The organism is Ideonella sp. (genome assembly GCF_035254525.1).
Classification (GTDB): Bacteria; Pseudomonadota; Gammaproteobacteria; order Burkholderiales; family Burkholderiaceae_C; genus Ideonella.
Map to the genome: position 1 here is coordinate 36,682 of NZ_DATFAN010000042.1, position 10,921 is coordinate 47,602.

The window sequence follows — 10,921 nt, forward strand, 5'->3', positions numbered from 1 at the left end:
CCTCCTACGCTGGCGCCCACCCGAATCCATTGGACCGCCGGCCCGGCGCCGAGCGGCACCTTCGCGCCATGTGCATCACCGACCTGGTTGCCGACGACGTGGCGACCGTCACCTGTCTCTCGTTCCAGCCCGGCATGTCGCTGCGACAGCGGCAGATCCTGCGGGTGTCGCTGCGCCTGTTCGGCGAGCGTGAATACGCGGCCGTCTCCCTGCGCGACATCGCCGCGGAAGCCGCCGTCAGCTTGACGTTGATCGACCACCATTTCGGCGCCAAGCACGCCCTGTTCGCCTCCGTGCTGCGCAGCTGGGCGCCGATGTTCGAGCAGGCCGCACTCGAGATGCGCCACGCGCTGGCGCAAGGCCGCCTGACCAGCGCGACGGAACTGATCGCCCTGATGCTGCGACCGATCGACAAGCTGCTGGCCGAGCCGGACGGCGCGAACGTGCTGAGCCTGTGCGCCCGCCACCGGCACGAGACCGATCCGGCCATCGGCGGCCCGATGGGCCTGGCGCTCGGACCCTACCGCCTCGCGATCGGCCGCGCCCTCGAGCGCCTGCACCCCGCGCGCGGCCCCGACGAAATCGACTGGGGCGTGGCCTTCGCGCTCGCAGCGCTGTTCGAGTTTGCCGCCGGAACGACGCTCGTGGGCCTGCGCCTGCACCGCGACAGCACGATGGCGAGCGAACGCCGCACGGCACGCCAACTGCTGGCCCGGCACATCGAGGGCGGCTGGCGCGCCGGCCTCGACGGCTGACCGGACGCTCCACGGCCGGCGTCGCCGGCGCGGCGGCGCGCCGGCGTCAGCGGGGCAACGTCGACGAACCCATCAGGTATTCGTCGACCGCACGCGCCGCCTGCCGGCCCTCGCGGATGGCCCATACGACGAGAGACTGGCCACGCCGCATGTCGCCGGCGGCGAACACCTTCTCGACGTTGGTCTTGTAGCCATTGGTCGCGTCGACGCCGGCCTTGGCGTTGCCGCGTGCATCGAGCTCGACGCCGAAAGCCTGCACGACCGTCGCCACCGGGCTGACGAAGCCCATCGCGAGCAGCGCGAGGTCGGCCTTGAGCACCTGCTCGGAACCGGGCACCTCGCTCATCTTGCCGCCCTTCCATTCGACCCGCACCGTCTTCAGGCCGGTCAGCTTGCCCTTCTCGCCGATGAATTCCTTCGTAGCGATCGCGAACTCGCGCTGGCAGCCCTCTTCGTGGCTGGACGAGGTGCGCAGCTTGTAGGGCCAGTACGGCCAGGTCAGCGGCTTGTCCTCCTGCTCCGGCGGCATCGGCATCAGCTCGAACTGGGTGACGCTGGCCGCGCCGTGGCGGTTGCTGGTGCCCACGCAGTCGCTGCCGGTGTCGCCACCGCCGATCACGATCACGTGCTTGCCGTCGGCGCGAAGCTGGCCCTTGAGCTTGTCGCCGGCATTGAGCTTGTTCTGCTGCGGCAGGAACTCCATCGCGAAGTGAACGCCTTCCAGCTCGCGGCCGGGCACCGGCAGGTCGCGGCTCTGCTCGGCGCCGCCGCACAGCAGCACGGCGTCGAACTCGGCCTTCAACTCGTCGGGCGTGACGCTGGACTTGGCCCAGTTGGTCACCTTGCTGTCCTTGGGCAGCTCGCCGACCATCACGCCGGTGCGGAAGACCACGCCTTCGGCCTCCATCTGCGCGATACGGCGGTCGATGTGCGACTTCTCCATCTTGAAGTCGGGGATACCGTAGCGCAGCAGGCCGCCCGCGCGGTCGTTCTTCTCGAACACCGTCACGGCGTGACCGGCGCGCGCCAGCTGCTGCGCCGCCGCCAAGCCGGCCGGGCCGGAGCCGATCACCGCCACCTTCTTTCCGGTCTTGACGGCAGCAGGCTGCGCGTGGACCCAGCCTTCTGCCCAGGCGCGGTCGATGATCGCGTGCTCGATCGACTTGATGCCGACCGGATCGTCATTGACGTTCAGCGTGCAGGCCGCCTCGCAAGGTGCGGGGCAGATGCGGCCGGTGAACTCGGGGAAGTTGTTGGTGCTGTGCAGCACCGTGATCGCGTTCTTCCAGTCGCCCCGGTAGACCAGGTCGTTGAAATCCGGAATCACGTTGTTGACCGGGCAGCCGTTGTTGCAGAACGGCGTGCCGCAATCCATGCAGCGCGCGCCCTGGATCTTCGCCTGCTCGGCGGCGAGGCCGATGACGAACTCCTTGTAGTGCTTCAGCCGCTGCGCGACGGGCGCGTAGCCTTCTTCGAGGCGCTCGTATTCGAGGAAGCCGGTGACTTTTCCCATGATGTGCTCGGTACCTTACTTCGAGGTCAAGGACTTGCCGGTCTTCGCACCAGGCTTCTTGTCCGCCTTGCCGACCGCCTTGTCGATCGCTTCGATGGTTTCGCGGCTCGCATGCAGCTCGCCCAGCGCGCGCTTGTATTCGGTCGGGAAGACCTTGACGAACTTGGCGCGCGAATCGGCCCAGTGGTCGAGCACCTCGCGTGCGCGCAGCGAGCCCGTCCACTTGTGGTGATCCTCGATCAGCTTCTTCAGCAGCACCTCGTCGGTCTGCTGCTTGTGCCAGATCGCCGGGTCGACCGTGTCTTCCTGCTCCTGCGCGCTGAGCACGTGCTCCAGCGTCACCATCGCGGTGTTGCAGCGCTTGGCGAACTGGCCGTCCTCGTCGAACACGTAGGCGATGCCGCCGGACATGCCCGCCGCGAAGTTGCGGCCGGTCTTGCCGAGCACGACCACCGTGCCGCCGGTCATGTACTCGCAGCCGTGGTCGCCCGTGCCCTCGACGACCGCGGTCGCGCCGGACAGGCGCACCGCGAAGCGTTCGCCGGCGACGCCACGGAAGAAGGCCTCGCCGCTGGTCGCGCCGTACAGCGCCGTGTTGCCGACGATGATGTTGGCCGTGGCGTCACCGCGAAAGTCGATGCTCGGCCGCACGACGACGCGGCCACCCGACAGGCCCTTGCCGGTGTAGTCGTTCGCCTCGCCGATCAGGTACAGCGTGATGCCCTGAGCCAGGAAGGCCGCGAAGCTCTGACCGCCGGTGCCCTCCATCTGGATGAACACCGTGTGGTCCGGCAGACCCTCGGGGTGGCGGCGGATCAGCTCGCCCGACAGCATCGCGCCGACCGAGCGGTTGACGTTGCGCGCGTCCTCCATGAACTGGATCTTTTCGCCGGTGTCCAGCGAATCGCCGCACTTCTTGATCAGCTTGCGGTCGAGCGCGCGGTCCAGGCCGTGGTCCTGCTCCTCGACGTGGTAGCGGGCAATGTCGGCCGGCACCTGCGGGCGGTGGAACACGCGGCTGAAATCCAGCCCCTTGGCCTTCCAGTGGGTGATGGCCTTGCGCGTGTCGAGCAGGTCGGCGCGGCCGATCAGCTCGTCGAACTTGCGCACGCCCAGCTGCGCCATCAGCTGGCGCGCTTCCTCGGCGACGAAGAAGAAGTAGTTGACGACGTGCTCGGGCTTGCCGGCGAACTTGGCGCGCAGCACCGGGTCCTGCGTGGCCACGCCGACCGGGCAGGTGTTGAGGTGGCACTTGCGCATCATGATGCAGCCCTCGACGACCAGCGGCGCGGTCGCGAAGCCGAACTCGTCGGCGCCCAGCAGCGCGCCGATCACCACGTCGCGGCCGGTCTTCATCTGGCCGTCGGCCTGCACGCGGACGCGCCCGCGCAGGCGGTTCAGCACCAGCGTCTGCTGCGTCTCGGCCAGGCCCAGCTCCCACGGCGTGCCGGCGTGCTTGATGCTCGACCACGGCGAGGCGCCGGTGCCGCCATCGTGGCCGGCGATCACGATGTGGTCGGCCTTGCACTTGGCCACGCCCGCGGCGATCGTGCCCACGCCCACCTCGGAGACCAGCTTGACGCTGACCGACGCGCGCGGGTTGGCGTTCTTCAGGTCGTGGATCAGCTGCGCCAGATCCTCGATCGAATAGATGTCGTGGTGCGGAGGCGGGCTGATCAGGCCGACGCCCGGCACCGAGTAGCGCAGGAAGCCGATGTAGTCGCTGACCTTGCCGCCCGGCAGCTGGCCGCCCTCGCCCGGCTTGGCGCCCTGGGCCATCTTGATCTGGATCTGGTCGGCCGAGACCAAATACTCGGTCGTGACGCCGAAGCGACCCGAGGCGACCTGCTTGATCTTCGAGCGCAGGCTGTCGCCATCCTTCATCTCGTAGTCGGACGCGATGACCTTCGCACCGATCACGTCGGACACCTTGGTGCCGGCGGTGATGGGGATGCCCTTCAGCTCCTTGCGGTAGCGCGCCGGATCCTCGCCGCCCTCACCGGTGTTGCTCTTGCCGCCGATGCGGTTCATCGCGATCGCCAGCGTGGTGTGAGCCTCTGTGCTGATCGACCCCAGCGACATCGCGCCGGTGGCGAAGCGCTTGACGATCTCGGCGGCCGGCTCGACTTCGTCGAGCGGGATCGCCTTGGCCGGGTCGAACTTGAACTCGAACAGACCACGTAGCGTCACATGGCGCTTGCTCTGGTCGTTGATGAGCTGGGCGTATTCCTTGTAGGTGTCGAACTTGCCCGAGCGCGCGGCGTGCTGCAGCTTGGCGATCGCGTCCGGCGTCCACATGTGCTCTTCGCCACGGGTGCGCCAGGCGTATTCGCCGCCGGCGTCCAGCATGTTGGCGAGCACCGGGTCGTCGCCGAAGGCGGCGCGGTGGTTGCGCAGCGCTTCTTCGGCCACCTCGAACACGCCGATGCCCTCGACCTGCGTCGCGGTGCCACGGAAGTACTTGGACACCATGTCCTTGTTCAGGCCGATGGCCTCGAACAGCTGGGCGCCGCAGTAGGACATGTAGGTCGACACGCCCATCTTGGACATGATCTTCGACAGGCCCTTGCCGATGGCCTTCACATAGTTGTAGATCGCCTTCTCGGCCGACAGCTCGCCCGGCAGCTCCTGGTGCATGGCCGCCAGCGTTTCCATCGCCAGGTACGGGTGCACGGCCTCGGCGCCGTAGCCCGCCAGCACGGCGAAGTGGTGCACCTCGCGCGCCGACGCCGTCTCGACGACCAGGCCGGCGGTCGTGCGCAGGCCCTCGCGCACCAGGTGGTGGTGGATCGCCGACAGCGCGAGCAGCGCGGGGATCGCGACCTGCGCACGGTTCATGCGCCGGTCGCTGATGATCAGGATGTTGTGGCCGCTCTTGATCGCGTCCAGGCTTTCGGCGCACAGGGATGCGAGCTTGGCCTCGATGCCGGCCTTGCCCCAGGCCAGCGGATAGCAGATGTCGATCTCGTAGGGCTTGAACTTCCCGTTCGTCGCCGCCTCGATGTTGCGCAGCCGCGCCATGCCCTTGAAATCGAGCACCGGCTGCGACACCTCCAGCCGCATCGGCGGGTTGACCGCGTTGATGTCCAGCAGGTTGGGCTTCGGGCCGATGAAGCTGTTCAGGCTCATCACGATGGCCTCGCGGATCGGGTCGATCGGCGGGTTCGTGACCTGGGCAAAGAGCTGCTTGAAGTAGTTGTAGAGGGGCTTGTTCTTGTCCGACAGCACCGCCAGCGGCGAGTCGTTGCCCATTGAGCCGATGCCCTCTTCGCCGGCGGTGGCCATCGGCGCGAGCAGGAACTTGATGTCCTCCTGCGTGTAGCCGAAGGCCTGCTGGCGGTCGAGCAGGGTCTCGTCGAAGGCAGGCGCGGGGGCGCCGTCACCGGCGGGGATCGAATCGAGCCGCACGCGGACGTTGTCGATCCACTGGCGGTACGGGCGCGCGCTGGCGAACTGGTTCTTCAGCTCCTCGTCGTCGACGATGCGCCCCTGTTCGAGGTCGATCAGGAACATCTTGCCCGGCTGCAGGCGCCACTTCTTGACGATCCGGTTCTCCGGGATCGGCAGCACGCCGGATTCAGAGGCCATCACGACGAGGTCGTCGTTGGTGACGATGTAGCGCGCCGGGCGCAGGCCGTTGCGGTCGAGCGTGGCGCCGATCTGCTTGCCGTCGGTGAAGACCATCGCGGCCGGGCCGTCCCAGGGCTCCATCATCGACGCGTGGTACTCGTAGAACGCGCGCCGGCGCGGGTCCATCATCTCGTGCTGTTCCCAGGCCTCGGGGATCATCATCATCGCGGCCTGGGCGAGCGGGTAGCCGCTCATCGTCAGCAACTCGAGTGCGTTGTCGAAGGTGGCGGTGTCCGATTGCCCCTCGAAGCTGATCGGGTAGAGCTTCTTCAGGTCGTCACCCAGCACCGGCGACTTCATCACACCCTCACGGGCGCGCATCCAGTTGAAGTTGCCCTTGACGGTGTTGATCTCGCCGTTGTGCGCCACCATCCGGTACGGGTGCGACAGCGGCCACTCGGGGAAGGTGTTGGTCGAGAAGCGCTGGTGCACCAGCGCCAGCGCCGAGACGGCGCGCGGATCCGACAGGTCCTTGTAGTACTGGCCGACCTGGTTGGCCAGCAGCAGGCCCTTGTAGATGATCGTGCGGCAGCTCATGCTGGGCACGTAGTACTCGCGGCTGTGCGTGAGCTTGAGCGCCTGGATCGCCGCCGAAGCCGTCTTGCGGATCACGTAGAGCTTGCGCTCAAGTGCATCGGGCACGATCACGTCGGCCCCGCGGCCGATGAAGACTTGGCGGATCACCGGCTCGGTCAGCCGCACGGCGGGCGACATCGGCATGTCCTTGTCGACCGGCACGTCGCGCCAGCCCAGCAGCACCTGGCCTTCGGCCTTGATCGCGCGCTCGAGCTCCTGCTCGCAGGCCAGGCGGGAGGCATGCTCCTTGGGCAGGAAGATCATGCCGACGCCATATTCGCCCGGCGGCGGCAGCGTCACGCCCTGGGCCGCCATCTCGGCGCGGAAGAAGTCGTCGGGAATCTGGATCAGGATGCCCGCCCCGTCACCCATCAGCTTGTCGGCGCCGACCGCACCGCGGTGATCGAGGTTCTCGAGGATCTTCAGGCCCTGGGCAATGATGCCGTGCGCCTTCTGGCCCTTGATGTGGGCGACGAAGCCGACGCCGCAGGCGTCGCGCTCGTTCGTCGCGCTGTACAGACCGTCGCGAGCAAGCAGTCGGGCCTCTTCGACCGTGGCGCCGAACGCGGCGACAGGCAGTTCAAGAGCGGAAGGGACAGGCAGGGATTCCGGCGTGGCCGTAGACATGGCAACGCTCCTCGACGTTGACTAGGGGAAACGCGAGGTTAAGAGAAAGCGTCTGGTCGAACAAGCGCTTTTAAATGGGGTCAGTGACGATTTCTTAATTTCCGACGAAATTGAGTTGAATTAATGGGGACATAGTCAGGACGAGGTTTCGGCCATCTTGCGGGGCCGCCCTCGCGGTCGCGGGCTCAGCGACCGGGCCGTCTGGCGCTCCAGCTCGGCCACAAACGCGGCGTCGCCCAAGGGTCGCCCACTTCTCAAAGCCGCCGCCATCCGCTCCTTGTCGTTTGCGCTCACTCCTTGTTCAACCCATGCGCGGTACGCGGCCTCCCGCTCGAATGGCGTGTTGCCCAGCGTCCAGTAGGCCGATGGTTCGGTGATCAGGGGGTCCCGCAATGCGCCCAGATGGTGCCGCAGGCTCGACCAGGCCGGTTCGAACAAGTCGGAGGCGAGACCTGCACGCTGCGGGTTCAGCTCGATGAAGCGCATGCAGCGCAACACGTCGGTGGGGCCGCCGACCACATGGGCGCGGTAACGCCCTTCCCACAGCGTGCCGCTGCGCTGATGACGTGCATTGAAGCCGCCGACATACCGCCGGCCCAGGCTCTGCATCGCCCGGCCCACCGATTCCGGCGCGCCGGGCGTGACCAGCAGGTGAACGTGATCCGGCATAAGCACGTAGGCATGCAATGCCAGCGGGTGCTCACGCAGAATGTTGCCGAGGTGGGCCAGAAGGGTCTGGCGGTCGTGATCGTCGGCAAAGATGGGCTGACGGTTGTTGCCCCGGATCAGCAGATGATGGGGATAGCCGGGAATGGTCAGGCGAGCTTGGCGAGCCATGGCAGGCAGTCTAGCCCTTAATTCGACACTGACCCCTTTATCTTCGACTGGCGAGTCTCATTCCGGAAACAATCGGGTGCCGGTCAGCCGAAGGTGCTCGCGAATGGCGAAGCGATCCGTCATGCCGGCGATGTAGTCCGCCAGCGAGCGCATCGGGTCGTCCGAGCGGCCGTAATCGTCCGGCAGTTCTCCGGGTTGGTCGCGGTAGATCGAGAACAGGTCCGCGACGATACGCCGGGCGGCATCGGTCGTGGCCATGACGCGTGGATGGCGGTAGAGCGCGCGGTAGAGGAAGCGCTTCATCTCCGCGCTGGCTCGCTTCATGTCGCTGCTGAACCCCACCAAGGGTGGCAGTGCACGCGCCGCGTCGACGCTGGCGGGATCTTCGCGCAGCAGCCGCTGCCGCGTGGTGTCGATCACGTCATAGACCTGGGCCGACAGCATGCGCCGGATGATCTCGGCCAGCAGGCGCCGGTCGCCGCGCTCCGCCAAGTCCGGGTGTGCCACCAGCGTCTCGGCATGGAAACGCTCGAAGAGGTCCACCTCGCGCAGCATGGCCAGGCTCAGCAAGCCGGACCGCACGCCGTCGTCGATGTCGTGTGCGTTGTAGGCGATCTCGTCGGCCAGATTGGTGAGCTGGGCCTCCAGGCTGGGCTGCTGCCCCAGCACGAAGCGCTGGCCCACGCCGCCCGGTTCGCGCCGTTCCCACTGTTGCGCCAGCGGCAGGGGGCAGCGCTTCAGAATGCCCTCCCGCGTCTCGAAACACAGGTTCAGACCGTCCCAATCGGGGTAGCGTTGTTCGAGCCGGTCAACCACCCGCAGGCTTTGAAGGTTGTGCTCGAAGCCGCCGCAATGCGCCATGCAGGCGTCGAGCGCGTCCTGGCCAGCATGGCCGAACGGGGTGTGGCCGAGGTCATGCGCCAGCGCGATCGCTTCGACCAGGTCCTCGTTCAGGCCCAGGCTGTGGGCCATCGAGCGCCCGAGTTGCGCCACTTCCAGCGAATGGGTCAACCGCGTACGGAAGAGGTCGCCCTCATGATTCAGGAACACCTGGGTCTTGTAGACCAGCCGTCGAAATGCGCTGCAGTGAACGATGCGGTCACGGTCGCGCTGGAAATCGGTCCGTGTCGGCGCCGCGGGCTCGGGGCAGCGCCGGCCACGGGTGGCTGCCGCGTGGCAGGCCCAGGCTGCCAGCCCGGCATCGCGCGACGCGGGCTCGAAGGCGGCCGCGCGTTGCTCCACTGGGCCCGCCCCGTCCATCAACCGCAGTGCGCGTCGATGCAGGCGGCCACGACGTCATCGGGCGCCGGTCGAACCACCGCGCGGCCGAGACCCTCGATCAGCACGAAGCGGATGTCTCCCGCCTCGGCCTTCTTGTCGACGCGCATGTGGTGGAGGTATTCCGCCGCACCAAGCGTCGGCCCCCGGGTGGGCAGGCCCGCCCGCGCGATCAGCGCGCTCAACCGCGCACACAGCCCAGGAGTGCCCAGGCCCAGGCGCTCCGACAGGTCGGCCGCCATCACCATGCCGGCGGCGACGGCCTCACCATGCAGCCAGACACCGAATCCCAGCCCTGCTTCAATCGCATGGCCGAAGGTGTGGCCGAAATTGAGGATGGCGCGCAGCCCGCCTTCGCGCTCGTCGGCGCCAACCACGCCGGCCTTGATCTCGCAGGAACGCTGGATGGCGTGGCGCAGCAGCGCCGGCTCACGGCGGCGCAGGCCGTCCATGTGCTCCTCGAGCCAGCCGAGGAATCCGGCATCGGCGATCGGCCCGTACTTGATCACCTCGGCCAGGCCGGCACTCAGTTCGCGATCAGGCAGGGTCGCGAGGGTATCGAGGTCGCAGATGACACGCACCGGCTGGTAGAACGCGCCGATCATGTTCTTGCCGAGCGGGTGGTTGACGGCGGTCTTGCCTCCCACCGACGAATCGACCTGGGCCAGCAAGGTGGTCGGCACCTGAACGAACGGCACGCCGCGCATGTAGCAAGCGGCCGCGAACCCCGTCATGTCGCCCACCACACCCCCTCCGAGCGCGAACAACACCGTCTTGCGGTCACAGCCCTTTTCCAGCAAGGCGTCGAAGATGCGATTCATCGTCGCCCAGTCCTTGAAGGCCTCGCCATCGGGCAGGCTCAGGACGTGCACCTCGCGGTAGTGCGGCGCGAGTCGGGTGCTCAATGACGGCGCGTACAGCGGGCCGACGGCGTCGTTGGTCACGATCAGCGCGTGCCGAGCCGCGGGCAGCCCGGCCCAAGCTTCGTCGCCGGACAGCAAGCCGGTGCCGATCAGGATGTGGTACGAGCGCTCCCCAAGCGCGACGGGCACGCGCACGGCCGGTGCGCCCATGGCAGGGGTCAGGATCGCAGTGGTCATGACCGGGCAGTTTAAGCGCCGCCGCCCGACGAGGGTGCCGGCATCCCGCGAGCGGCTGGCCACCCGGCCCCGACTTGACCGGTCTCAGCGGCTCAGGCCGGCGAGTTCCAGTTGCATGCTCAACAGGTTGACCAGCGTGGGCACCGAAGTGCGGCCGGTATCGATCACGAAGTCGGCAACCTCGCGGTACAAGGGGTCACGCTGACGAAACAGGTCTCGCAAGCGGCGCAGTGGGTCGCCCACCTGCAGCAGTGGCCGATGGGTGTCGTGCCGCAATCGCCGCGACAGGTCCTCCGGGGTGGCCCGCAAATAGACGACGTGGTTGCCCGGCCGCTTCATCGCCGCCCGGTTCGCCTCACGCAGGACCGCGCCACCGCCGGTCGCGAGCACCGAACGCCCGGGCGCTGAAAGACGCTCGATCGCGCGCTGCTCGATGTCGCGAAAGCGCTCCTCGCCCTCGCGCTCGAAGAACACCCGGATCGATCCGCCGATCTCGTGCTCGATCTCGGCGTCCGAATCAACGAACGACCACCCAAGCTGCCGCGCCAGCTGTCGCCCGGCAGTGGACTTGCCACAGCCGGGCATGCCGACGAGGATGATGGTCA

7 protein-coding genes are annotated in these 10,921 nt (G+C 67.5%); 1 reads left to right on the forward strand and 6 read right to left on the reverse strand.

The features are described from left to right. Positions 1–68 precede the first annotated feature (68 nt). Positions 69–755 (forward strand): TetR/AcrR family transcriptional regulator, encoded by a 687-nt coding sequence (locus VJ693_RS04215; RefSeq protein WP_324152212.1) that lies wholly within the window; start codon positions 69–71, stop codon positions 753–755. Positions 756–801: 46 nt separating this feature from the next. Here VJ693_RS04215 and VJ693_RS04220 read toward each other — a convergent pair whose 3' ends face one another. The 6 genes from VJ693_RS04220 to VJ693_RS04245 all read right to left on the reverse strand — a co-directional run bounded on the left by VJ693_RS04220 (position 802) and on the right by VJ693_RS04245 (position 10,916). After that, a complete protein-coding gene (locus VJ693_RS04220) occupies positions 802–2,268 on the reverse strand; it encodes a glutamate synthase subunit beta (protein WP_324152213.1) in 1,467 nt (488 codons plus the stop codon). A gap of 15 nt (positions 2,269–2,283) precedes the next feature. Next, on the reverse strand, positions 2,284–7,101 hold the full coding sequence (locus VJ693_RS04225; RefSeq protein ID WP_324152214.1) for a glutamate synthase-related protein: 4,818 nt from the start codon (positions 7,099–7,101) through the stop codon (positions 2,284–2,286). 135 nt (positions 7,102–7,236) lie between these two features. Next, positions 7,237–7,938 (reverse strand): transposase, encoded by a 702-nt coding sequence (locus VJ693_RS04230; protein WP_324152215.1) that lies wholly within the window; start codon positions 7,936–7,938, stop codon positions 7,237–7,239. A gap of 57 nt (positions 7,939–7,995) precedes the next feature. After that, positions 7,996–9,198, reverse strand: a complete 1,203-nt coding sequence (locus tag VJ693_RS04235) for a deoxyguanosinetriphosphate triphosphohydrolase (protein WP_324152216.1) — start codon at positions 9,196–9,198, stop codon at positions 7,996–7,998. Then, positions 9,198–10,316: a 3-dehydroquinate synthase gene (gene aroB / locus VJ693_RS04240; RefSeq protein WP_324152219.1), complete on the reverse strand. Its 1,119-nt coding sequence runs from the start codon at positions 10,314–10,316 to the stop codon at positions 9,198–9,200. The genes VJ693_RS04235 and aroB overlap by 1 nt, the downstream gene beginning before the upstream one ends. An 84-nt stretch (positions 10,317–10,400) precedes the next feature. After that, positions 10,401–10,916 (reverse strand): shikimate kinase, encoded by a 516-nt coding sequence (locus VJ693_RS04245; protein WP_324152220.1) that lies wholly within the window; start codon positions 10,914–10,916, stop codon positions 10,401–10,403. Positions 10,917–10,921: the final 5 nt, after the last annotated feature.

Bases quoted from the DNA above. Each gene is read 5' to 3' on its own strand.
- VJ693_RS04215 (WP_324152212.1), top strand. From the start codon at position 69: ATGTGCATCACCGACCTGGTTGCCGACGACGTGGCGACCGTCACCTGT.
- VJ693_RS04225 (WP_324152214.1), bottom strand. From the start codon at position 7,101: ATGTCTACGGCCACGCCGGAATCCCTGCCTGTCCCTTCCGCTCTTGAA.
- aroB (WP_324152219.1), bottom strand. From the start codon at position 10,316: ATGACCACTGCGATCCTGACCCCTGCCATGGGCGCACCGGCCGTGCGC.
- VJ693_RS04235 (WP_324152216.1), bottom strand. From the start codon at position 9,198: ATGGACGGGGCGGGCCCAGTGGAGCAACGCGCGGCCGCCTTCGAGCCC.
- VJ693_RS04230 (WP_324152215.1), bottom strand. From the start codon at position 7,938: ATGGCTCGCCAAGCTCGCCTGACCATTCCCGGCTATCCCCATCATCTG.
- VJ693_RS04220 (WP_324152213.1), bottom strand. From the start codon at position 2,268: ATGGGAAAAGTCACCGGCTTCCTCGAATACGAGCGCCTCGAAGAAGGC.